General features: G+C 65.2%; 14 protein-coding genes and 1 riboswitch. Of the genes, 8 read left to right on the forward strand and 6 right to left on the reverse strand.

The window, feature by feature from the left end:
* Positions 1 to 39: 39 nt before the first annotated feature.
* Positions 40 to 272, forward strand: a riboswitch (cobalamin riboswitch).
* 217 nt (positions 273 to 489) lie between these two features.
* Genes D3877_RS30300 through D3877_RS21250 form a run of 3 tightly spaced genes read left to right on the forward strand, consistent with a single transcriptional unit; the run spans position 490 to position 3,325 of the window.
* Entirely contained in the window at positions 490 to 1,542 is a 1,053-nt protein-coding gene (locus D3877_RS30300; RefSeq protein WP_238475016.1) for an ABC transporter substrate-binding protein, read from the forward strand.
* Positions 1,542 to 2,552 (forward strand): FecCD family ABC transporter permease, encoded by a 1,011-nt coding sequence (locus D3877_RS21245; RefSeq protein WP_199720878.1) that lies wholly within the window; start codon positions 1,542 to 1,544, stop codon positions 2,550 to 2,552. Before D3877_RS30300 ends, D3877_RS21245 begins: the two co-directional genes overlap by 1 nt.
* The gene (locus D3877_RS21250; protein WP_238475017.1) at positions 2,549 to 3,325 is read left to right on the forward strand and encodes an ABC transporter ATP-binding protein; all 777 of its coding nucleotides are present in this window, start codon (positions 2,549 to 2,551) and stop codon (positions 3,323 to 3,325) included. The genes D3877_RS21245 and D3877_RS21250 overlap by 4 nt, the downstream gene beginning before the upstream one ends.
* A 10-nt stretch (positions 3,326 to 3,335) precedes the next feature.
* Here the strand turns inward: D3877_RS21250 and D3877_RS21255 are convergent, their stop codons facing one another.
* The 4 genes from D3877_RS21255 to D3877_RS21270 all read right to left on the reverse strand — a co-directional run bounded on the left by D3877_RS21255 (position 3,336) and on the right by D3877_RS21270 (position 15,003).
* Complete coding sequence (locus tag D3877_RS21255; RefSeq protein ID WP_119832782.1) at positions 3,336 to 6,815, reverse strand: hybrid sensor histidine kinase/response regulator; 3,480 nt, start codon at positions 6,813 to 6,815, stop codon at positions 3,336 to 3,338.
* Between the two features lie 170 nt (positions 6,816 to 6,985).
* Positions 6,986 to 8,701, reverse strand: coding sequence for an MFS transporter (locus tag D3877_RS21260; protein ID WP_199720879.1), 1,716 nt, complete (start codon positions 8,699 to 8,701; stop codon positions 6,986 to 6,988).
* Positions 8,702 to 8,871: 170 nt separating this feature from the next.
* Positions 8,872 to 13,788: an NAD-glutamate dehydrogenase gene (locus D3877_RS21265; RefSeq protein ID WP_238475018.1), complete on the reverse strand. Its 4,917-nt coding sequence runs from the start codon at positions 13,786 to 13,788 to the stop codon at positions 8,872 to 8,874.
* 159 nt (positions 13,789 to 13,947) lie between these two features.
* Entirely contained in the window at positions 13,948 to 15,003 is a 1,056-nt protein-coding gene (locus D3877_RS21270; RefSeq protein WP_119832783.1) for a transporter substrate-binding domain-containing protein, read from the reverse strand.
* 173 nt (positions 15,004 to 15,176) lie between these two features.
* On the opposite strand from D3877_RS21270, the gene D3877_RS21275 reads away from it, so the two are divergent.
* Positions 15,177 to 18,653, forward strand: coding sequence for an ATP-binding protein (locus D3877_RS21275; RefSeq protein WP_119832784.1), 3,477 nt, complete (start codon positions 15,177 to 15,179; stop codon positions 18,651 to 18,653).
* 293 nt (positions 18,654 to 18,946) lie between these two features.
* Here D3877_RS21275 and D3877_RS21285 read toward each other — a convergent pair whose 3' ends face one another.
* The gene (locus D3877_RS21285; protein WP_199720880.1) at positions 18,947 to 19,195 is read right to left on the reverse strand and encodes a hypothetical protein; all 249 of its coding nucleotides are present in this window, start codon (positions 19,193 to 19,195) and stop codon (positions 18,947 to 18,949) included.
* A 455-nt stretch (positions 19,196 to 19,650) separates the two neighbouring features.
* On the opposite strand from D3877_RS21285, the gene D3877_RS21290 reads away from it, so the two are divergent.
* Positions 19,651 to 20,223: an SLATT domain-containing protein gene (locus D3877_RS21290; protein ID WP_119832785.1), complete on the forward strand. Its 573-nt coding sequence runs from the start codon at positions 19,651 to 19,653 to the stop codon at positions 20,221 to 20,223.
* Position 20,224: 1 nt separating this feature from the next.
* Complete coding sequence (locus D3877_RS21295; RefSeq protein ID WP_119832786.1) at positions 20,225 to 21,544, forward strand: reverse transcriptase domain-containing protein; 1,320 nt, start codon at positions 20,225 to 20,227, stop codon at positions 21,542 to 21,544.
* A 128-nt stretch (positions 21,545 to 21,672) separates the two neighbouring features.
* Here the strand turns inward: D3877_RS21295 and D3877_RS21300 are convergent, their stop codons facing one another.
* Positions 21,673 to 22,326 carry a DUF1826 domain-containing protein gene (locus D3877_RS21300; RefSeq protein ID WP_119832787.1) on the reverse strand — a complete coding sequence of 218 codons (654 nt, stop codon included), beginning with the start codon at positions 22,324 to 22,326 and terminating at the stop codon, positions 21,673 to 21,675.
* Between the two features lie 188 nt (positions 22,327 to 22,514).
* Between D3877_RS21300 and D3877_RS21305 the strand changes: the two genes are divergently transcribed.
* Both D3877_RS21305 and eutC read left to right on the forward strand, forming a co-directional pair.
* A complete protein-coding gene (locus D3877_RS21305) occupies positions 22,515 to 23,909 on the forward strand; it encodes an ethanolamine ammonia-lyase subunit EutB (protein ID WP_119832788.1) in 1,395 nt (464 codons plus the stop codon).
* Positions 23,906 to 24,715 (forward strand): ethanolamine ammonia-lyase subunit EutC, encoded by an 810-nt coding sequence (gene eutC / locus D3877_RS21310; RefSeq protein WP_119832789.1) that lies wholly within the window; start codon positions 23,906 to 23,908, stop codon positions 24,713 to 24,715. The genes D3877_RS21305 and eutC overlap by 4 nt, the downstream gene beginning before the upstream one ends.
* Positions 24,716 to 24,746 lie beyond the last annotated feature (31 nt).

Raw genomic sequence — 24,746 nt, forward strand, 5'->3', positions numbered from 1 at the left:
CGCGCTATTGATAATGATTGACCACCATTCTGTTATATTATAACGTCCGTGCTCGACGGTTCCCCTCTGGGGATCAAAAGGGAACACGGTGACGCGCTCGCGCGGAATCCGTGGCTGCCCCCGCAACTGTCAGCGGATCGCCAAAGGTCCTTGTGACGCCTTGTCCCTCAAGGCCGTCATGCCACTGCGCGCCGGTTCCCCCGGCCTGTGGGAAGGCAGACCAAACGCCATGATCCGTGAGCCAGGAGACCTGCCGTCGTCGTTGAAATCCCATGCCGGGCGGGGTTGCCCGGGTCAGGAGTCCTCATGATGACGCCGCGCGCGCCCTTTGCGCGCCATTCTTTCCGTCTTTGTCGCCGCCCGTCCAACGACCGGCCCATCCGCCGGAGCTGGTGAGGCGCTGCGCCCTTGCGCGCTTTTCCTCCGTTTGATTCATCATCCTGCGCGTCGCCGCGCGGGATCGCTCCGCTTTTGCGTTCCAGGATCATCATGACCATCGCCATGTCCTTTTCCCGCTGGCGCCGCGCGGCGTCGCTTTGCGCCGTCGGCGCGCTCGCCGCTCTGTTCGGTCTGTCCGGCCCGGTTGACGCCGCCGAGGCCACCCGTTACCCGCTGACTCTTCAGAATTGCGGCGTGCCGATCCGCTTTGACCAGGCCCCCAAGCGCGCCGTGTCCATCGGCCAGAGCAGCACGGAAATTCTGCTGTCGTTGGGGCTGGCCGACCGGATCGTCGGCACCGCCGTCTGGGTTGGCCCGGTGCTGAAGCCCTTTGAAGCCGCGAACGCCAAAATCAAGCGTTTGGCCGACAACGACCCCAGCTTTGAGGCGGTGGTCGGGCAGGCGCCGGATCTGGTGACGGCGCAATTTGAATGGCATGTCGGCGCGAACGGGTCGGTCGGCAAGCGCGAGCAGTTCGCGGGCTTGGGCGTCCCAACCTATCTGTCGCCGTCCGATTGCGTGGAAAAGGACAATTCCGGCAGCGGCGACGGGGTGCGCGCGCGGATGTTCACCATGGATCTGGTTTATCAGGAGATCCGCGAGCTGGCCCAAATCTTCGACGTCAACGACCGGGGCGAGGCGCTGGTCGCGCAACTGCGCCAACGCGAGGCCGCCGCCGTCGCCACCGTGGCGGGCAAGGCCAAGGACGTTCCCGTGCTCTTCTGGTTTTCCAGCAAGGACGTGAAGGGCGACGCCTTCGTCGCCGGACGGAATGGCGCCCCAGCCTACATCCTGTCCACGCTGGGCGCCCGCAACGTCATCGCCACCAACGAGGAATGGCCGTTGATCGGCTGGGAGGGCATCGCCGCCGCGAATCCGGCGGTGATCGTCATCGCCACGATGGACCGCCGCCGTTACGCCGCCGACGATCCGGCGGTCAAGCGCGCCTTTCTGACCAGCGACCCGGTCGCCAGCAAGCTGGAGGCCGTGCGGCAAAACCGCATCGTCCTGATGGACGCGCAGTCGATGAATCCCACCATCCGCACCATCGACGGCATCGAGGCGTTGGCCGCCGGCATCGCGTCCTTCGGGATGGCGCGGTGATGGCAAAGCCGGTCGCCGTCGCCCTTCTGGCCTTGGCGGCGCTTGGTTTCGCCATCGCGCTCGCCGCGTCGATTGGCGAGATGACCATCCCGCTGGAGATCATCGTCAAAACGGTGGGCAACCGGCTGTTCGGAACAACCTTTCCGCTCAACCGCATTCAGGAGGGGGTGGTCTGGGACTACCGGCTCAGCCGCGCGCTGGTCGCCGCCTGCTGCGGCGGGGCGTTGGCGGTGTCGGGCGTCATCCTGCAAGCGCTGCTGCGCAACCCGCTGGCGGAACCCTATGTGCTGGGGATTTCCGCCGGAGCGTCCACCGGCGCGGTTCTGGTGATGATCGCCGGGATCGGCGGCGGCGCCCTGTCGCTGTCGGGCGGCGCCTTTCTGGGCGCGGTCGCCGCCATCGCGCTGGTGGGTCTGCTGGCGATGGGAAGCGGCGGCGGGTCGGACCGCGTGCTGCTGGCTGGGGTGGCGGGGTCGCAACTGTTCAACGCCATGACCTCCTACATCGTCACCACCTCGGCCAACGCCGAACAGGCGCGCGGGGTGTTGTTCTGGCTGCTTGGCAATCTGGGCGGCGTGCGTTGGCCCGATGTGGGGCTGGCCGCGCCGGTGGCGTTGGGCGGCTTCGTCGTGGCGATGCTGCACGCCCGCGCGCTCGACGCCTTCGCCTTTGGCGCCGACGCGGCGGCGTCCCTGGGCGTGCCGGTGCGCCGCGTGCGGCTGGTTCTGTTCGCGTTGACGGCGGCGATGACCGCCGCCATGGTCGGCATCGTCGGCTCCATCGGCTTCGTCGGGCTGGTCATCCCGCACGCCGCGCGCTTTCTGGTCGGGCAGGGGCACGCCCGCCTGTTGCCCGCCGCCTTGATGATCGGCGCGGTGTTTCTTGTTCTCGCCGACATCCTGTCCCGCATCCTGGTGGCGCAACAGGTGTTGCCGGTCGGCGTGGTGACGGCGCTGTTCGGCGCCCCGGCCTTCGCCGTCATTCTCTATCGGGCAAGGAGGCCGCTGTGACTGCCGATGTGACTCTGGCGACGCATGAGGTTCGGTGGGGAGTCGGCGGCGTCCTGATGGTGGACGGCGTCACCCTGGCGGCGGAGCCGGGGCGGATTCTGGGCTTGATCGGCCCCAACGGCTCGGGAAAATCCAGCCTGCTGCGGCTGATGGCCCGGCTGCGCAAGGTGTCGAGCGGCGTCGTCACGCTGGGCGACGCGAACATCGACGCTCTGCCGCGCCGCGCCTTCGCCCGCCGGGTGGCGCTGGTCGAACAGCAGGCGACGACGGAGGCGGCGCTCACCGTTCAGGACGTCGTGCGGCTGGGCCGCACGCCCCATCGCGGGCCGCTGTCGGCCTGGACCGGGGCCGACGCGGCGGCGGTGGACACCGCGCTGGAGCAGGTCGGGCTGGCCGACCGGCGCGAGCGTCTGTGGCACAGCCTGTCGGGCGGCGAGCGCCAGCGCGCCCACATCGCCCGCGCCCTGGCGCAATGCCCCAGCGAGCTGTTGTTGGACGAGCCGACCAACCATCTGGACATCCGCCACCAGCTCGAGATTCTGGCCCTGATCCGCCGCCTGCCGGTGACGAGCGTCGTCGCCCTGCACGACCTGAACCTCGCCGCCCTGTTCTGCGACCGGCTCGCCGTTCTTCACCAGGGCAAGCTGGCGCGGGTTGGCACGCCGGACGAGGTGCTGACGGAGGAGCTGATCGAAACCGTCTTCGGCGTCCAGGCCAGCGTCGAGCGTTCCCCCCGCCACGGGCGGCTTCAGGTTCACTATTTGATGGGGTGAGGGCCTGTTCTCACCCCGCCATCCGCTGCTCCCGCTGACTCAGCAATTGCCCCAGCAGGGCGCGCAGCGCGCCGGGGCGGACGGGTTTGTAGAGCAGGTGGCAGCCCGCCGCTTCGATGTCGTCGCGCACCGCCATGTCGCGGTCGGCGGTGACGACCGCCGCCGGGATGGCCCCCAAACGGGCGCGCAGCGTGCGCAGGGCGTCCACCCCGGTCAGGCTGCGGTCGAGGTGATAATCGGTCAGGATGACGTCGGGAATTTGGCCGTTCAGCGCCACCAGCGCCTGTTCGGGCGTGGCGGCGGTGGCGACGCGGCAGGACCAGCTTGTCAGCAAATCCTCGGTCGCCCGCGCGATGGCCGGTTCATTTTCCAGGCAGAGCACCAGCACGCCGCGCAAATCGCGCACGCGGGGGCGGACGGTCGCGGGGCGCACCGCCACCCGCTCGTCCGTCAATGGCACCAGCACGGAAAAGGCGCTGCCCCGCCCGAGTTTGGTGCGCACCTGCACCGGATGGTCGAGGATTCCCGCCAACCGCTCGACGATGGCGAGACCCAGGCCAAGCCCCTTGCCGCGCTCGTCCACCGCGTTGTCGAGCTGGCGGAACTCCATGAAGATTTCCGGCACCTTGTGTTCGGGAATGCCGGGGCCGGTGTCCCACACCTCGATGGACAGGAAATCGCCGCGCCGACGGCAGCCCAGCAAAATGCGGCCCGTCCGGGTGTAGCGCACCGCGTTGGCGAGGTAATTTTGCAGGATGCGCCGCAGCAGCGTCGGGTCGCTGCGCACCGTCAACGCGCAATCGACCACCCGCAGCCCCAGCCCGTGGCGGCTGGCCAGCACGGTGAACTCCTCGCCCAGCGGCTTCAGCAACTCGTCGATGCGCATCGGCGTCGGGTTGGGGCGGACGACGCCGCTGTCGATCTTCGACACGTCGAGCAAATCGCCCAGAATCTGCTCGACCGAGCGCAAGGAGGCGTCGATCTGGCGGATCGCGTTGTCCTGGTGCCGCTCGCCCAGCGCCGACAGGAACAGGCGGGCGGCGTGCAGCGGCTGCAACAGATCGTGGCTGGCGGCGGCGAGGAAGCGCGTCTTGCTGCGGTTGGCGCGTTCGGCCTCCCCCTTGGCTTCGGACAGGTCGCGGGTGCGTTCGGCGATGCGGCGCTCCAACGTTTCGTTGGCCTCGCGCAGCGCCTCCGCCGCGCGGTGCCGTTCGGTGACGTCGGTGTAAACGGCGACGAAGCCGCCGCCCGGCATCGGGTTGGTGGCGATTTCCAGCACCGAACCGTCGGGCCGCACCCGTTCATACATGTCGGGCCGGTTGCGGCGGCGCGGGTCGGAGCGTCGGGTCAGCAGCGTTTCAATCTCGCCATTGTGGCCATACTCGCCGCGCCGGTCGATGAAGCGGACGATCTCCTCCAACGAGGTGCCGACCTGGACGAAGCCGTCGGGAAGCTCCAGCAGCACGACGAACTGGTTGTTCCAGGTGGCGACGCGCCAATCCTCGTCAAACACGGCGATGCCCTGCGGGACGTTTTCCACCGTCGCCCGCAACAGCTCATGCTGTTTCAAAATGGCGCGTGACGCTTCGTCGATGATGGACCGCGCGTCGGTGCGCGACAGCCGCCGGTCGGACAGCAACCCGGCGACGACGACGCGGGCCGACGCCGAACCGACAGCCCCGGCCAACAGCCGTTCGGTCATCTGGATGGCCTCGCCGTCGCTGCGCGACAGCAAAGCGGTTTGCAGATCGCCGTCGCGCACGCCGGTGAAGCGGCGGAACGCGGCGTCCGCCCGCGCCGTGCCGACGTAGCGCACCGCCAGATCATGCAAATCGGCCAGCGTCGCCCCGCGCGGCCCGTGCGCCTCGCCGTCCGCCGCGCGGCGCAGGCTCATGAAACGGGCGGCCTGCTGACGCTCCAGGGTGGTGGGGCGGGTCAGCAGCGAAATCACCACGAACAGGAACAGGTTGGGGCCAAGGCTCCACAGCGCCGCGTTGGTCAGCGGGTCGATGTCGCCGATCCCGGCCAGCGCGATGGGGCTAAGCCCGGTCAGGCCGAACGGCCCTTCGCGCAGCGCGCTCGCCGCCAGCCATCCGGCGTCGGCGAAGGACGGCAGCAGCATGGTGTAGGCCCAGCCGATGAAGCCGGCGCAGATCCCGGCGAAGGCCCCGGATCGGCTGGCGCGGTCCCAGACCAGCCCGCCCAACAGCGCCGGGGCGAATTGCGCCACCGCCGTGAAGCTCATCATGCCGATGGTGGCCAGCGGAAAGGCCGAGCCGATCAGCCGGTAACAGCCATAGGACAGCAGCACCAGAACCAGCACCGCCGACCGCCGCACCCCCAGCAGCACGGCGGCGGGTTCGTCGCGCAGACGGCGGTCGTTGGGGCGCAGCGCCATCAACAGCGGCACGGCGATGTCGTTGCAAATCATGGTGGACAGCGCCACCATCTCCACCAGAATCATGCTGGTGGCCGCCGACAAACCGCCGATGAAGGCGATCAACGCCAGCCACGGCCAACCCTGATGCAGCGGGATCGACACCATGAAGGTGTCGGCGTTGATCTTGCCGTCGGGAAACAGCATCAACCCGGCCAACGCCACCGGCAGCACGAACAGGTTGATGGCGATCAAATAAGCGGGAAACAGCCGGGCGGAGGATTGAACGTCGCCGGTGTGGGTGTTCTCCACCACGGCGACGTGGAATTGGCGCGGCAGGCAGAGGATGGCCAGCGCCGACAGCAGGCAGGCGACCCACCAATCGCCGCCGATGTTGCCGAGGCTCATCAACTCCAGAAAGCCGGGATGGTTGGCGGCGGCCTCGAAAAACGCCGCCGGGTTGCCGAACGCGGCGAAGGCGATGGCGGCGCCCACGCCGATGGCGGCGGCCAGCTTCACCACCGATTCCGCCGCGATGGCCATCATCAGGCCGCGATGATGCTCGTTGGCGGAAATGCTGCGCACGCCGAACAGGATGGCGAAGGCGGCCATCAGCAGCGCCGCCAACAGGCTGGTGCCGCCGGGCAGTTGGCTGACCTCCGACCCCAGCGTGTCCCCGGCCAGAATCTCGAAACTGACGCTGATGGCCTTCAGTTGCAGGGCGATGTAGGGCAACAGCCCGATCACCGCCGTGATGGTGACGAGCGCCGCCAGCCCCCGGCTTTTGCCGTACCGGGCGGACAGAAAGTCGGAGATTGAGACGACGTTTTCCGATTTCGCCACGCGGACGATGCGGGCCAAAATCGGCCAGCCCAGCCCGATCATCAGGATCGGCCCGATGTAGATCGGCAGGAAGTAAAACCCGCCGGTCGCCGCCCGCCCGACCGCGCCGTAAAAGGTCCAGGACGTGCAATAGACGCCGAAACTCAGCGCGTAGAGCAGCGGCGTGCGCCGTTCCCCCGATCCGCTGGCGGTGCGGTCGCCGTACCAGGCGATGGCGAACAAAGACAGCAGGTAGGCCAGCGAGGCCACCAGTATGAACCAGCTTTCCATCGGGCGTTCTTGCGTCCCTTTTTGGGTGTCTTCTCCCTATGAGGGCAAGGGTAGCACAAGGCGGCGGTGGAAGGATCGAAACCTGCGGGCGGCATGAGAGGAACGTGGACAAGAAAAACCGGGCGGGGGATCGCTCCCCCGCCCGGCGCGTTGTGTCACAAGCGTGGGCGTCAGTCGTGCTCGTAGATGTCCACGTCCTTGGTTTCGCGGACGAACAGCATGCCGATCACAAAGGTTCCCGCCGCAATGGCGATCGGGTACCAGAGGCCGGAATAGATGTCGCCGGTCGCCGCCACGATGGCGAAGGAGGTCGTCGGCAGGAAGCCGCCGAACCAGCCATTGCCGATGTGGTAGGGCAACGACATCGAGGTGTAGCGGATCTTGGTCGGGAACAGCTCCACCAGCATGGCGGCGATGGGGCCATAGACCATGGTCACATAGAGGACCAGGATGCTCAGCAGCGCCACCACCATCACCGTGTCGACGCGGGCCGGATCGGCTTTCGCCGGGTAGTTGGCGGCCTTCAACGCGTCGCCCAACCCCTTGTCGAACGCTGCGCCAGCGGCCTTGGCGTCGGCGGCGGGAACGGCGGTGGCCGGGCCGTGGCTCAACGACACGGCGGTTCCGGCGGCGGGCACAGCCGAATAGGACGGGATGGCGGTGGACCCGACCCGGATCGTCGCCACCGTGCCCGGCGCGGCGGCCTCGTTGGAATAGGGGATGCCGCGACGGACCAGCGCGCTCTTCGCGATGTCGCAGGAGCTGGTGAATTGGCTGGTGCCGACCGGGTTGAACTGGAAGGAGCATTCGTTCGGGTCGGCGGTGACGACCACCGGCGACGTGGCGATGGCCTCCTCCAACGCCGGGTTGGCGTAGTGGGTGATCGCCTTGAAGATCGGGAAATAGGTCAGGCAGGCCAGGGCCAGACCAGCCATGATGATCGGCTTGCGCCCGATGCGGTCGGACAGCGTGCCAAAGATGACGAAGAAGGGCGTGCCGATCAGCAGCGACCCGGCGATCATCAGGTTGGCCGCCTGCGCGTCCACCTTCAAGGTCTGGGTCAGAAAGAACAGGGCGTAGAATTGGCCCGTGTACCAGACCACCGCTTGCCCGGCGACCAGCCCGAACAGGGCGAGCAGCACGATTTTCAGGTTGGGCCAGCGGGCGAAGGATTCGGTCAACGGCGCCTTGGAATGCTTGCCCTCATCCTTCATCCGCTTGAAGGCGGGGGATTCGTTCAGCATCAGGCGGATCCACACCGACACGCCCAGCAGCACGATGGAAATCAGGAAGGGAATGCGCCAGCCCCAAGCGTCGAAATCCTCCGGCGCCATCGACACGCGGCAGCCCAGAATGACCAGAAGCGACAGGAACAGGCCCAGCGTCGCCGTGGTTTGAATCCACGAGGTGTAATTGCCGCGCCGCCCGTGCGGGGCGTGTTCGGCCACATAGGTCGCCGCCCCGCCATACTCGCCGCCCAGCGCCAGACCTTGCAGCAGGCGCAACCCGATCAGGATGATCGGGGCGGCGATGCCGATGGTGGCGTAGTTGGGCAGGATGCCGACGATGAAGGTCGACAGGCCCATGATGAGGATGGTGACGAGGAAGGTGTATTTCCGCCCGATCATGTCGCCCAGACGCCCGAACATCAGCGCGCCGAAGGGACGCACCGCGAACCCGGCGGCAAAGGCCATCAGCGCGAAGATGAAGGCGGCGGTCGGGTTGACGCCGGAGAAGAACTGTTTGGCGATCACCGCGCTGAGCGAGCCATACAGGTAGAAATCATACCATTCAAAGACGGTGCCGAGCGATGAGGCGAAGATGACTTTCTTTTCTTCGCCGGTCATCGGGCGGACGCTGTCGTCGGTCGAAGCCGCGTAGGCCATGTCTCCAAACCCTCCCAATGTTGCTTGGAAGTCGCCCGATCTTTTTTGTGGTTATGACCGAGCGAACCACTAGGTTATGGAATAAAATGTATGGCCTACGAATAATTCGAGTCACCCCCGACCTTGGTCGAGGGTGACTCGAATTGCGGCTTTCGACGGACGGCTTTCGGTCAGGCGCCGCTGGTCAGGCCGCGCAACTGGCGGCTGGCCACCGTCAACATCGGCAAATCAACCGCCGACTGGCCGCGCAACTCGGCGATCAACGGTTCGATCCGCTCCACCGCCGCGCGGCGTCCGGCGGTCCAGCGGGCGATCCAGCCCTCCGCCCCGTCCTGGCCGTCGGTCGTGGCGGCGGATTCCAGAACCCGGACGGTCAGCTCCATCTGGTGGGCGAACAAATCGTCCACGATGGCGGCGACGGCTTGCTTCTGCCAATGATTTTCCGCGCGGGTGGCCTGCGCCTTGTCGCGCAGCCAATCGAGCGCGAAACGACGGCCCAGCCCGACATAGACGGCGGCGACCGCCGTCACCGGCTGGCCGGTGCGCGTGGCGACGCGGGCCAGATCGGGGGCCGCCGCCAGAACCGGCAAGGCGGCGATCCGCTGGGCCAACGCGTCGGGCACGCCCTGCGCGCTGTGGCGGGTGGCGCGGGCCGACAGGCGGGCTTGCTCCTCGGCGTCGAGCACGCGGTCGAGATCGGCGACCAGCGCGTCCACCGACGGGCGGAAGGACGCGACGCCCGCCGTGATCGAGAGCGGGTGATCGCCATTCACCAGGAACCAGCCGACCGACCGTTCGACCAGCGCCAGAATGTCGAGGGTCAAGGCGTCCTGCGCCGCCGCCGGGACTCGGTTGTCGAGCGCGTCAATGGCGGTCCACAGGTCGCGCAGGCCGAAGACCTCGCGGGTGATGGCGTAGGCGCGGGCGACGTCCGCCGGACCCAGGCCGGTCTTCTCCATCATCTCGCGGACGAAGGTCGGGCCGACGCGGTTGACCAGGCTGTTGGTCACTTGCGTGGCGACGATTTCACGGCGGAGACGGTGGCGGGCGATGGCCTCGCCCTGGCTCTCCTGCAAGGGTTTGGGGAAATAAGCCAGCAGATCGCCCGCCATCGCCGGATCGTCGGGCAGGTCCGAGGCCAGCAGATCGTCGTACAGCGTGATCTTGGCGTAGGCCAGCAGCACCGCCAGCTCCGGCCGGGTCAGGCCGCGCCGTTCGGCCATCCGTTCGGCGAGGTCCTCGTCGCTCGGCAGATACTCGATGGCGCGGTTCAGGCGACCGGCCTTTTCCAGCGTGCGGATGAAGCGGGCCTGCGCCTCCAGCAGCGCCGGGCCTTGGGCTTGCGCGATGGTCAGCGCTTGGGATTGCCGGTAATTGTCGGCCAGAACCAACCCCGCCACCTCGTCGGTCATCGCCGCCATCAGCACGTCGCGCTGTTTGGTCGTCATGTCGCCGCGCGCCACCACGTCGCCCAGAAGCACCTTGATGTTCACCTCATGGTCCGAGGTGTCGACGCCCGCCGAATTGTCGATGGCGTCGGTGTTCAGCCGCACGCCCTGGCCATTGGCGCCAAAGCGGGCGGCCTCGATGCGGCCCCGCTGGGTCGCGCCCAGATTGGCCCCTTCGCCGATCACCGTGGCGCGGATGTCGCGGCCATCGACGCGCAGGGCGTCGGTCGCCTTGTCGCCCGCTTCGGCGTTGGTTTCGCCCGATTCCTTGATGTAGGTGCCAATGCCGCCGAACCACAGCAGATCGACCTTCGCCGTCAGCAGGCGGCGCATCAGCTCGGCGGGGGCGATGTGCGTCGCCTCGACGCCGAAGCAGGCGCGGACCTCCGGCGTCAATTCGACGCTTTTCAGCGAACGTTCGACGATCATGCCGCCCTTGGACAGCAGCGCCCGGTCATACTCGGCCCAAGAGGAGCGGGGCAGGGCGAACAGCCGCGCGCGCTCCGCCCAGCTCGCCGCCGGGTTGGGATCGGGGTCGAGGAAGATGTGGCGGTGGTCGAAGGCCGCCAGCAGGCGGATGTGTTTGGACAGCAGCATGCCGTTGCCGAACACGTCGCCCGACATGTCGCCGACGCCGACCACGCTGAAGTCGGTGGTTTGGATGTCCAGCCCGGTTTCGCGGAAATGCCGCTTGACCGATTCCCACGCCCCGCGCGCGGTGATGCCCATCACCTTGTGGTCGTAACCGACCGACCCGCCGGACGCGAACGCGTCGCCCAGCCAAAAGCCATGGTCGATGGACACGCCGTTGGCGATGTCGGAGAAGGTCGCCGTGCCCTTGTCGGCGGCGACCACCAGATAGGGATCGTCGCCGTCATGACGCACCACGTCGGCGGGCGGCATGACCGAGCCGTCGGCGGTCAGATTGTCGGTCAGATCGAGCAGACCGCGCATCAGCAGCTTGTAGCATTCGACGCCTTCGGCCTGGAACGCCTCGCGCCCAGCCGACGCGGGCGGCGGGCGTTTGAGGACGAAGCCGCCCTTCGAGCCGACCGGGACGATCACCGTGTTCTTGACCATCTGGGCCTTCATCAGCCCCAGAATCTCGGTGCGGAAATCCTCGCGCCGGTCGGACCAGCGGATGCCGCCGCGCGCCACCTTGCCGCCGCGCAGATGGACGCCCTCCATGCGCGGCGAATAGACGAAGACCTCGACCCAGGGGCGGGGCAGGGGCAGCTCGTCAATCTGGCCGCTGTTGAACTTCAGCGACAGATAGGGCTTGGGCTGGCCATTCGGCAGGGTTTGATAGGCGTTGGTGCGCAGCGTGGCGCGGACCAGCGTGACGAAGCGGCGCAGAATGCGGTCGTCGTCCAGATTGGTCACGGCGTCGAGCGCGCCGTCGATGGCCTCCAGGATCGGCGCCTCGTCGGCGCGGTTCTTCGGGTCGAAGCGGGCGGCGAAGAGCTGGGCGATCAGGCGCGCGGTGTCGGGATGGGCGGCGAGCGTCGCCTCCACCGTGTCTTGCGCGTAGGCGAAGCGGGCCTGTTTCAGGAACTTGGCGTAGGCGCGCACCACCACCACCTCCCGCGCCGTCAACCCGGCCCGCAGGATCAGGCGGTTGAACCCGTCATCCTCCATCCGGCCATCCCACACGGCGGCGAAGGCCTCTTGGAAATGGCGCTTGGCGTCGGCAGCGTCGGTCGGCCAGCGGGTGGCGCTGCGCACCGCGAAATCCTGCACCCACACCGGCTGTTTGGCCCCCAGCGGCGTGACGGCGAACGGCTCCTCGGTGATGACCCGCAGATCCATATGTTCAAGCATCGGCAGCGTGTCGGACAGCGCGATGGGGCGGCCAACATGGTGGATGGTGACGTGGAGTTCATCCTCCTCCGCCTCCAACGGGCGACCAAGGTTGATCGAGAAGCCCGATCCGGCCAACGCCTGTTCGATCCGCCCAATGTCGAACACCGCCTGCGCGGCGCTGTGCGAATCGCGGTAGCCGACCGGGAAGGCGTCGGCGTAGCGCGCGGCGAGCGCCAACCCGCGCTCCTCGCCATTGGCGTCGATCAGGGCGGCGCGCAGATGGTCGCTCCACCCGCGCGATGTCTGGACCAGACGCTGTTCCAGCGCGCCCAGATCCACCGCTGGAATCCCGCCAACCCCGGCCTGGACGATCAGATGCAGCCGCGCCAGCGAACTGTCGCCCAACTGGGTGTAAAAGGCCACGCCGCGCCCGTTGTAGCTCTCTTCCAGGATCGTCTGGATCTTGCGGCGCAAATCGGTGTCGAAACGATCACGCGGCACAAAGACCAATGCGGACACGAAACGTTCAAAGGAATCCTTGCGGACGAACAGCGCCAACCGTTGGCGCTCCTGCAAATGCAGAATGCCGAGCGCGGTGTCGAACAACTCGCCGGGCTGGATCTGGAACAGCTCGTCGCGCGGGTAGGTTTCCAGGATGTTCAGCAGCGCCTTGCCGTCATGACCCTGCGGGTCGAATCCGGCGCGCGTCGCCACGTCGGCGACCTTGCGGCGCAGGATCGGGATGTCGCGCGGGCTGGCGTTGTAGGCCGAGGCGGTGAACAGGCCGACCAGCAGCCGTTCGCCGATGATGCGGCCCGCCGCGTCGAACCGCTTGATGAGCACGACGTCGAGCGCCACCGAGCGGTGCACGGTGGAGTCGCGGTTCGCCTTCGTCACCAGCAGCGGGCGCGGCTGGCGCAGGAAGGCGCGCACCTCCGGCGACAGGCTGGCGGAATGGCGCAGGCCGTCGAACACGCTGACGTCGTCGTCGCGCAAAACGCCAAGGCCGCTCCCCGCGATCAGCTCCAACCCCGGCTCGTCGCCGTCGGCGACCCGGTAATCGCGCGCGCCCAAATAGGTGAAATTGTCCGCGTCCATCCAGGCGAGGAAGGCGGCGGCCTCCTCCGCTTCGCCATCGGGAAGCGCCGCGTGGGCGGCGGTGGTCAAGGCGGCGGATTCGGCGACGCGGCTGCCGATGGTCCGCCAATCCTCCACCGCCGCGCGGACGTCGGCCAGCACCCCTTCCAGCCCGGCGCGAATGCGCTCCTGCGCCGCCGGATCGCCCACCGGGTTGAGTTGGACATGCATCAGCGATTCCGGGCGGGCGCCGACCGGCGCGTCGGTTCCCGGCTCATAAAGCCCCGTCACCTCGCCCGCCGCGTCGCGCAGGATCGGCAGAACCGGATGGATCACCAGATGGACGGTCAGCCCCTGGCGGTGCAGCTCCGCCGTCACCGAATCGACCAGGAACGGCATGTCGTCGTTGACGATTTCAACGATGGTGCGTTGGGCGTGCCACCCGGCTTGCTCGACGCGCGGGGTGTAGACGCGGACGGTCGCCGCGCCCGGTTGGCGGCGGCGCGCGGCCTGCCACATGGCCAGCGCCGCGCCGTACAACTGCTCGTCGGGGGTGTTCACCAGATCGTCGGGCGGGACGTTGGCGTAGAAGTGTCGAACGAACCAATCGACCGTGGCGACGCCGTCGCGGTCGATCCGGTCGCGCACAAGCCCCGTCACCCGACCAAGCGCGTCGTCGATCCGCCGCCGCAAGTTTCCCGGTTCAGGCAATCCCTGTTCCAACATCGGCTCATCCATGACCACAGCGGTTCGCTTCATCGTCTGACGTCCAGCCCATTGCCTGCGCGCGCCGCGTCCAGGGGTTGGACCGGCGCGGCGACTATCCGCCGAACCAATGAACAGGAATGCGACCAGATATGAACAGCCCGTCAGCAACTGTGCACAGCTTTGAACAGATCGCGCAGGACGGGCTTTGGTTTATTGAAAAACCGGGGCGAACAGCAGCCCGCCTTGAGTCCAGGGTCGGTTCGCCCCGCGCTCCAACCCGAAGGGGGAGCGGGAGCCGAGATTCCGTTCAAAAATCTCGCCGTAATTGCCAACCTGGACGATGGCCTGATAGGCCCAATCCGGGCGCAGGCCAATTTTCCGAGCGGCGTCGGGCAGGCCGTCGAGCAGGCGTTGCACCTCGCTGTTGCCGGTGATGCGCAGGAAACCGGCGTTTTCCCCGGTGACGCCCGCGTCTTCAGCCAGGAACAGCGCGAACATCGTCCAGCGGATCGCCGTCAGCCATTGCCGGTCGCGGTTGGACGCCACCGGGGCCACCGGCTCGCGCGAGGGAACCGGGGCGGCGGTGATGAGCAGCCCGTCGCGGTTCCCCTCCAGCCCGCGCAACGCGGTGGTCAGGATCGCCCGGTCGATGGACAGCGCGTTGCACTCCCGCCCGATGAAGGCCTGCAAGGCGTCCGGCCAAGTCGGAAACAGCCGCAGCGTCCACAGCGGCTTGTCCCCCCGCGCCAGATACGCCTCCAGCGCGGCGTGCGAGGTGGTCGCCGACGGGGTGCAGATCGTCGCCTCGCCGCCGTCCAACGGCGAGCGTCCGTCAGCGCGGCGCCACGCGGCGATTCCCTGTTCGTCGTGAAAGACCGGCGGGCCGAAATCGACCGGATAGCCCGCGTCCCGCGTCAGCGTCCACGAGGTTTGGGCGAAGGACACGTCAACGTCGCCCGCCGCGATGGCGGCGAACTCCTGCGGTTTGGACAGGCGACGGATCTCAACCGCGTCGGCCTTGCCCAGCACGGCGGCGGCGAGCGCCCGGCACAGATCGACCATGAAGCCGACCGGACGCCCGGCCTTGTCGTTGGCGGCGAATCCGGGGTTGTAGGACACGCCGCAGCGCAGCACCCCGCGCCGTTCAATCTCGGCGACGACGCCGCCATCCTCGCGCCCTGCCGCCGGGAACGGCGATGACGGATCGGCGGCGGCAGCACCGGCCAACGCCGTCCACAGCCCGCCCGCCAGAGCCAAGGCGGTCATTACGCGGCGCCAATCCATGATCCGCCTGTTCCCCCCACACCACAAAGCCCAAAGTCCCAATGTTTCAAAGCCCCAATGTCCCAAAGCGATGACGCGACCCGCAAGACCGCTATGATACGCTCAGGCGCGGCGCGGGGGAAAGCCGTGCTGGACGAAGGGCGAGCGGGAACGGAATGACCGACAGGACAGGGCCAAGCAACCAGGACGGCGTGCAGAGCGATGGGCAGACGCGCGGCGGCTTGTTCCGCATCGGCGTCGGCGCCCGGCTGTTCGGGGCCTTGGCCTTCAACGGCTTGGTCGCGTTGTTGATCGGGCTTGGCGCCTACGTCGCCTTCGACGGCCTGCACGCGGGCATCACGCGGGTGACGTCGGAACGCTTTCCCGCCGTCGTCGCCGCCGCCCGGTTGGAGCGTCAGCACCAGCGGATCATGCGCAGCCTGGAACAATTGGCCCTGTCCAACGACAATTCCGGTCGCGAAACCATCAATCAAGGGCTGTCCGACCAGTTGGCGGGCTATGATCGGCTGTTGGCGGAGCTGGACGCCGGGGACAGCCGCCCGGCCCAGCGCATCGCCAGCCTGAAGCAGCAGCGCGACGAGATCCTGCGGCTGCGCGAGGCCATTGATCGGGGGGTGAGCGCCCGCATCGCCGCCCGGCGCGGCTTGACCGACCGTGACCGCGACGTGCGGCAACTGGCCGACGGGCTGGCCGACCCGGCCTTGCGCGGACAGCCGGACGCCGCCGTGCAACGCTGGCTGGTCCTGGCGGAGCGGCTGCTGTTCCTCACCGCGTCGGTCCACCAGACGGAAAACAGCTTTGGCTTGGCCCGGCTGAAGGACGGCGCGTCGGCGCAACTGGCGGCCCTGTCCGACCGCGCCGACCTGCCCGCCGCGACGCAGGAGCGGGCCGAGCGGTTGATCGAGGGCATGCGCGCGGTGGTGGAGGGCGAACGGTCGGTCTTCCGCCAGCGTCAGGCCGAATTGCAGGCGTCGGAAACCCTGACCGGCCTGATCGACCGCGCCAATCAGGTGTCGCTGGTCAACACCGGCCTCAACACCGGCATCTTTGTCGAACAGACCCGCGCGGCGGAGGACAGCCGCCAGCAGATCATCGAGGTGTCCACCACCTACACCCGCCTGTTTTTCGCCTCGGTCGGGGTGGTGGCGCTGGGCATGATCCTGTCCTTCGTCTATGTCCGGCGCAAGGTGCTGGCCCGGCTGTGGGCGGTCAGCGAGGCGATCCGCGACCGCACGGCGGGGGGCAGCGCCGAAATTCCGGCCAGCGGCGCCGACGAAATCGGCGAGCTGGCCCGCGCCCTGCGCTTTTACATCCACGAAACCGGCGTGAAGAGCGAGGCGCTGCGCCGCAACGAGCAATGGCTGCGCACGGTGCTGGAGGCCGCGCCGGTGCCGCTGGTGATCTCGGGCCGGGAGGACGGACAGATCCGCTTCGTCAACCGCCGCGCCGCCGATCTGTTCGGCGTGCGCGAGGCCAGCGCCCTGTTGGGCCGCCCGGCGTCCAGCGTCTGGTCGGCCCCGGCGGTGCGCGAGGCGTTCGTCCGTCAAGTCATCCAAACCGGCCACGCCCTGGACGTGGAGGCCGAGCTGGTGACGGAATCGGGCTGGACCATCTGGGGCCTGCTGTCCGGCATCGCCTTTGAGTTCCAGGGCGAAGAGGTGTTGCTGAGTTCGGTGGTGGACATCACCCGCCGCCGCGAGGCCGAAGAGATGCTGCGGCGGACGCAAGCCTTCCTCGACGCCGTGATCGACAATGTGCCGAGCGTGCTTTACGTGCTGGACGGCGACAGCGGGCAGGTCGTGCTGTGGAACCGCGCGGCGGAGGAGGCGTTTGGGGCCAGCCGCTCCACCATCCAAAACCGCCCGTTGGTCGAGACGCTGGGCGAGGAGACGGGGCGCGCGTTGGCGGGCGGGGAGGCCGGGGCCTTGCGCTCCCTCGGCATCGAAGAGCTGGTGTTGACGCGCGACGGCGACACGGCGGTGTTCGCCCTGCAACGCCACCCCTTTGAATGGTCCGGCGACGGGCGTTGTCACATCATCTGCATCGCCAACGACATCACCGCCTCGCGCCGGGCGCGGGAGGAGTTGCGTCAGGCCAAGGAGCGGGCGGAGCGCGCCGACGCCGCCAAAACCGAATTTCTCGCCACCGTCAGCCACGAGATGCGGACGCCGCTGAACGGCATCCTCGGCCTGTGCCGCCTGCTGCTGACCGGGCGGCTGGATCCGGGGGAACGGCGTTACGCCGTGTCGATCATGCGCTGCGGCCATGGCCTGCTCGATCAGGTCAACGACATTCTGGATCTGCGCAAGATCGAAGACGGCAAGCTGGACCTTGACCCCGCCCCCTGCGCCATCCTGCCGGTGCTGGAGGAGGTGGTGGCGACGGTCGAAAGCCTCGCCAACGAAAAGGGCATCGCGCTGGATCTGGACATCGCCCCGGAGGTGCCGGAGCTGGTGGTGCTGGACCGCCAGCGGTTGCGGCAAATCCTGGTCAATCTGGTCGGCAACGCCATCAAATTCACCGAACGCGGCGGCGTCGATCTGCGGGTCGGGCTGGACCGCGAGCCGGATGGCGGCGAGGCGCTGGTGATGAGCGTGCGCGACACCGGCATCGGCATTCCCGCCGACCGCCGTGCCGCCATCTTTGAAAAGCTGGAGCAGGCCGACGCCACCATCGCCCGGCGTTTTGGCGGCAGCGGGCTGGGGCTGGCCATCGTCCGCCATCTGCTGGACGCCATGCAGGGCCGCGTCGCGGTGGACAGCGTGGTCGGGCTGGGCAGCCTGTTCACCGTGACCATCCCGCTGGTCCGGGTGGAGGCGCCGACCCTGCCGACGGCGCCGGGGCGGCTGTTGCCGATCCACATGGTGCGCTCGCTGGCGTTGCTGCTGGTGGAGGACGACGCGATCAACCGCGAGGTGGCGATGGGCCTGCTGTCGGACGCGGGCCACCGCATCACAATCGCCGAAACCGGGGAAAAGGCGCTGGATTTGGCGGCGCGGCGGCGGTTCGACGCCATTTTGCTGGACATCCGCCTGCCCGACATCGACGGGCCGGAGGTCGCCCGCCGCATCCGCGCCTTGCCCGACGAGGCGCACGCGCTGGTCCCCATCGTCGCGGTGACGGCGAATGTCTTCGCAGCCGACCGCGCCCGCTATCTGGCCGCCGGGATCGACGCGGTGATCGAAAAGCCGATCTTCCCGGAACGGCTGATGCATCTGCTGTCCAACACCGTCGGGCGGCGGATGGAGATCGACGACGCCCCGCCGGAACCGCCCCGTCCCAGCGCGCCGGCGGACGCCATGGTCAGCGCGGAGATCCTGGACCGCTACGTCCAATCCCTTGGCCCGGCCCGCTTCGCCACCATCCGGGGCCTGCTGCTGGACGCGGCGGCGGAAGGCTTGCCGCGTCTGGCCGCGCCCGACACCGACGACGCCGATCTGGAGGACATCGCCCACCGTCTGGCCGGGGCGGCGAGCCATTTCGGCCTGACCGGCTTTGTCGGCGTGATGCGCGCCATCGAGGACGGCGTCCGCGAAGGCCGCCGCGCCGAAGCCCAAGCGCTGGCCGCCGCCGCCGAAGACGGCTTCACCCAAGCCCTGGCCGCCATGGACGCCCGCTGCGCCGAGATTTAACCCTCTCCTCCCCCGGGGAGAGGGCTACAGTATTCACACATTTAGCAATCGCGGTAAGCATCTGGAACTGAAGGGAAAAGCCCCTCTCCCCTCGCGGGAGAGGGGTTGGGGTGAGGGGGCGGAAGCTAAGATTTCTAACGGCTTTCAGCCGTCTGCACCCCTCATCCCAACCCTTCTCCCGCAGGGGGAGAAGGGCTTTTCTTTCCAAACAGGACCTTACCGTCCCGCAACACGTGTGAATGCCATAGCCTCCCCCGGAGAGAGGGCAAGGACCGCGCCGGACCAAACCCCCGTCATTGCACCGCCTTGTCCACCGCCCGCCCGGCTTTTTCCCCCGGGCCGGGCGGCACCACGGCGTCTTTCAGCCGTTGGGCGGCATCGTCCACCGCCTTGCCGGTTTTTTCCGCCGGTCCTTCCTCCGAACAGGCGGCGAGCGCCAGCAGGGGCAGCGCCAGAACCGGCAGGGTCAGCGCGGGCGCGGTCAACAGGGGGGCGATCATCAGGGGCATGGTCAGCCCAACGGCGCGCAGCAGGGAACGCATGGCGGTCTCCAATCCTCAACCGATCAGCCCCGCCGGAACGCCATCGCCCGGCTTGTCGGCCCTGATCGTTGAAAGAAACACCCCAAACCCCCAGTCGGCCCGTCCCTCTGCCTTTTTCCCAATGCTGAGAGAGCCGAGCAGGGGCGAACGTTGCGTGAGGTTTCAGGTCGAAAACTGCCCATCACTCATCCCAAAAAACCACCCATGCCTTATCCCCTCTCAACCATGCCGCCAACGCACGGGGCATTTCTATCCTTTAATGATGAGCTTGCACTCGCATACCTCTAAGGATAGTATAGCTAGGTGCGGGCGGAGCAGCGCCCTTTGGTGCTGCTGGCTCCCTTTTGGGGTCTTGCTTAGTGACCAGAGGAAACTCTAGCATAAGTGCTTTCCTCATGTAGGAAATAGCTATTCAGTTAATTGCGCCCGCACTTTTCTATTTTTAAAGGTGTTTTATGAAAGATGTTCGAGATAGAATATGGATTACTTCCAAGGTTAGAATGATTTCAGAGCGTCGCTACCTATCATACGAATCGACAGCACATTTGTTAATGAATACATTTTCCGGAATTCTTCTCCTCACGTCAATATATCCAGATGAGATTGGGAGATCTGTCCCTGGACTTTCAAAAATTAATGTTGCTTTTTCTTTACTTATATTTGGATCTAGTTTGCTTGTTTATGGATTTAAGTTTGGTGAAACGGCGGCAAAGCATAGGGAGTGCTACCTCAAACTTCAGCGTTTGCTGGATAGCAATAAAGATGATGAAGATAATTTTGAGAAGTACCATGACATATTAGAGAATTATCCAAACCAATCTGACAGAGATTACTATGACTTTGTTTTTGAACGATATAGAAAAAGAAAAGAACCGATCTTAAGGCCTGGAACCGATGTCGAGATCGTTCCAAGTTTTTGGGTTTGTGCAAGTTATTTATGCAGGAAGTTTTTATTTTTCATTTTTTGTCGCGCAATGCCTGTAATTTTTATTGTCGCAATTATATCAACGCTTTTGGTTGAATATTAAAATGAAGCCATTCCAAATTTTTGCAAAAAAATTTAGCATAGAAAGCCTGCGTTCTCTTTTTGACGAAAAAATATCAGAAACAAAAGCAATTGGAAGAGATGGAATACGTACAAGCCAATTTGCCGATCATATAGAAAATGAAGTATCACTAATTTCAAAAAACACAAAAAGTGGAAATTATAAATTCACTCGATACAAAGCTAAGCTAATTTCAAAAGGACCATTTAAAGAACCAAGGATGTTATCTATTCCGACCGTTCGCGATAGGCTTACTTTGAGAGCACTCTGTGAATTTATGGCGGAGGTGTATCCAGAAGCTATTACGAGAAAGCCACATGAATATATAAAAAATATCAAGGAAGAGCTTGCTGGAGCAGATTTAAATGCGGCCTTTCTTAGGATTGACGTTCGCGATTATTATCCATCAGTGGATAGAGAACTACTCATTAAAGATATAAAGAAGAAAATAAGAAAGCAAGAAGCTATTTCTCTAATAGAGAAGGCCATATCGACCGAGACGTTTAAGGCTGGAGAAAAAGGCATCCCTCAGGGACTGAGTATTTCTAATATTCTTGCAAATATATACCTACTTGAATTTGATCTGTCGCTTAAAAAATATATAAAATATTATCGGTACGTTGACGATATTTTGATGATATGCGGATCAACTGCTCATGCTCAAGATGTATTTAAAGAAGTAAAGTGGCGACTGGAACATCAACGTCACTTGCTCTGCCATGATCTCGGAGATAAGAGCAAGTCTTGCATTTCAAGTGTTCAACATGGAGTTGATTACCTTGGATTTCATGTATCAAAATCAAAAATTTCCGTTAGGCAGTCATCACTTCGGAAGATGATATCAAGTATTATATCAATATTTTCAAAATTTAAGCCTATCAACAACGACACTAAACTACTCTGGCTATTAAATCTCCGCATTACCGGGTGCCGGTTTGAAGAGAAAAATTATGGATGGATGTTTTTCTTTCTTCAAACTGAAGACACTAGCCAATTATCTCGTCTTGACAGATTGGTTCGGATTCAACTAAACAAAAATAAAAAATATAAGTTAATTGGAAAACAGAAAACATTTATAAAAACATTCCATGAACTTCGATTTAAAGGAATTAAATCGAAGTACATCCCAAATTTTGATGAAATTACGTTTGAAGATATGGTTAATATAATATGCACTATTACTGGAATAGATAAAAGAAAATTAGAAGAAAAAGGAGAAAAATTCGTCAGATCTGAATTTAAAAAAATAATAAAGAAGGAAGTTTCGGTTCTGGAAAGGGATATAATGGAGTCTTTTTCATAGAATTTATGATAAATTCATTGCGATGCGAAATTTATATAATAATTTAGAGGATTTTTCAACGTTCAACGTTCAACGGTTCGAGTGATTGCCCTGGAAACATCCGCCAACCGTGATCCTGGCGCGCGTGGTCAGTGCTCCTCCGCGTGGTCCAGGCACAGGACCAGCCGGGCCACGCCGGCGCGCGCCGGGGGGGAGCGGTGGATCAGGCCGCGCCCCCGGTTGCCGGGCCAGGATTCGCCCTTCAGCAGGCCGACGTCCCCGGCGCTCATCCGCCGCAGCCGTCGGGCGTCGGGCAGGACGGCGGCGTTGTCGCCGGTTCCCAAGCCGTCGCGCCGGGCCGCCTCGTCCGGCGCCCATTGGGTTCCCGGCCCGCGATAGGTGCAGAGCAGCCGGACCCCGACGTAATCGACGTGCAGGAATTTGCAACCGGCGCCGGTCACGCGCTCCAACCGCAACGTCACCGCCGGGCAGCCGACCAAATCGGCGTACAGCCGCACCAACGCCGCGACGTCGGGCAACAGCGGCCCGGCGGCGACGGCGTCGGTCGTTACTTGGTCGGGCGTGGTGGACAGGCGCAGGTTGGTCCAATCGGCGTCCGGCCAACCGTCCAGCGCCTCGGCCAGACCGGCGGGCAGGCCGCGCCGCCACAGGGCCATGGTCACGCCGGGATCCCGGATCGCCGCCAACCCGTCGGGGCGGTCGCAAACAGCGAGGTGGGGGCGCCCTCGGTTTCCGGCGGACGGCGCCGCGCCGTTGGCGGATTCGACGGCGGGGGGAAGCATGGCGGAAACCTCAAAGCGGGGGAGTGGGGTTAAAAGTAATGATATAACGTATCATAAAAGGCAAGACCGACGCGGCGCGTTTCCCCCAAACTTTGTGTTCCCCCAAAAACTTTGTGTTCCAATGTCAACCGGCCCCGCCGCCGCCCGTGCCATGCTGATTGCAGGATGGGACAGGGAGGGCGCCGACGATGGCGGTTTACTGGCGGGATCTGGGGCGGCAGCGGCATCGGTTCGACGATTTGAAAACGGTGATGGCCTGCGCCTCGCCGCGCCGGTCGGGGGACGAGTTGGCGGGCATCGCCGCCGACAGCGACGAGCGGCGGGTGGCGGCGCGGATGGTGCTGGCCGATCTGCCCTTGAAAGCCTTCCTCAACGAAACGCTGATTCCCTATGAAACCGACGAGGTGACGCGGCTGATCGTGGACCGCCATGATTCCGTCGCCTTCCGCCCGGTCGCCCACATGACGGTCGGGCAATTCCGCGACTGGCTGCTGTCTTATCAGGCCGACACCGCGACGCTGAGCGCGCTCGCCCCCGGCTTGACGCCGGAGATGGTGGCGGCGGCATCCAAGCTGATGCGCAACATTGATCTGGTCGGCGTCGCCGCGAAATGTTCGGTCGTCACCCGCTTCCGCACCACGGTCGGGCTGCCGGGGCGCTTGTCCAGCCGGTTGCAACCCAACCACCCGACCGACGACCCCGCCGGGATCGCCGCCTCGACGCTCGACGGGCTGCTCTATGGGGTGGGCGACGCGGTGATCGGCATCAACCCGGCGACCGACAACGTCCCGGCCTGCATCAAGCTGTTGGAGATGCTGGACGCGGTGCGCACGCGCTTTGACATTCCGGTGCAGTCCTGCGTTCTCGCCCACGTCACCACCTCCATCCAGGCGATTGAGCGCGGGGCGCCGGTCGATCTGGTGTTCCAGTCCATCGCCGGAACCGAAAAGGCCAACCGGGGGTTCGGCGTCAGCCTGTCGCTGTTGGCCGAGGCGCAGGAGGCGGCCAAGTCGCTCAAGCGCGGGACCATCGGCGACAACGTCATGTATTTTGAAACGGGGCAGGGGTCGGCCCTGTCGGCGGACGCCCATTTCGGCGTCGATCAACAAACGGTGGAAACCCGCGCCTACGCCGTCGCCCGCGCCTTCGACCCGTTTCTGGTCAACACCGTGGTCGGCTTCATCGGGCCGGAATATCTGTTCGACGCCAAGCAGATCACGCGCGCCGGTCTGGAAGACCATTTCTGCGCCAAGCTGATGGGCGTGCCGATGGGCTGCGACGTTTGTTACACCAACCACGCCGAAGCCGATCAGGACGACATGGATGTTCTGATGACCATGCTGGCGACGGCGGGCGTCAACTTCATCATCGCGGTGCCGGGCGCCGACGACGTGATGCTGAATTACCAAAGCCTGTCCTACCACGACGTGCTGGGCCTGCGTCACCTGCTGAAACGCCCGCCCGCGCCGGAGTTCGAGGCGTGGCTGGACAAGGCCGGTTGGCTGGACGAGCAGCGCCGCCTGCCGCCCTGGCCCGATCACAGCCTGGTGGTTCAGGCCCTGTTGGGGAGCGCGGCGGCATGAGCGACGAACAGCAAAAAGATTCCGGGCCAAAGGATCCCTGGGCGCGCTTCCGCTCCGCCACCCGCGCCCGCATCGGCTTGGGCCGGGCGGGCGACGGGATGCCGACGACGGCCTTGTTGGAGTTCCAACTCGCCCACGCCCGTGCCCGCGACGCCGTCCACAGCGCGGCGGATTTCGACCGGCTGGCCGAGGATCTGGCGCCGTTGCAAACTCTGCGCGTCCACAGCGCCGCGCCCGACCGTTTGACCTATCTGCGCCGCCCCGATTTGGGCCGCCAACTGGACGTGGCCAGCGTGGAGCGGCTGGCGTCGCATCCGGCGGCCGGCGGCGATTGGGACCTTTTGTTCGTCATCGCCGACGGGCTGTCGGCGGCGGCGGTCCAGGTCAACGCCGCGCCGCTGGTCCACGCCTGCCATGAACGGCTGTTCGGCTGGCGGATCGGCCCGGTGGTGCTGGCCGAACAGGCGCGGGTCGCGCTGGGCGACGGGGTGGCGGCGGCGCTGGGCGCGCGGCTGCTGGTTCTGCTGGTCGGCGAGCGGCCCGGCCTGTCGGCGGCGGAATCGCTGGGGGCCTATCTAACCTGGGACGCCAAGCCGGGCCGCGCCGATTCCGAGCGCAATTGCATTTCCAACATTCACGCCGACGGCCTGCCCATCGGGGCGGCGGCGGACAAGCTGTGCTGGCTCGCCAACGAGGCGGCGCGGTTGAAGCTGACGGGGGTCAGTTTGAAGGAGGACGCCCCGTCTTTGCCGGGTCCGGGCAACGACAGCAAAAAACAGACGCCGGACCTGATCGAAAACGCATGAGCAACCGCCTTTTGAACAGGGGCAGGAGGGA

The organism is Azospirillum cavernae, from assembly GCF_003590795.1.
Classification (GTDB): domain Bacteria; phylum Pseudomonadota; class Alphaproteobacteria; order Azospirillales; family Azospirillaceae; genus Azospirillum; species Azospirillum cavernae.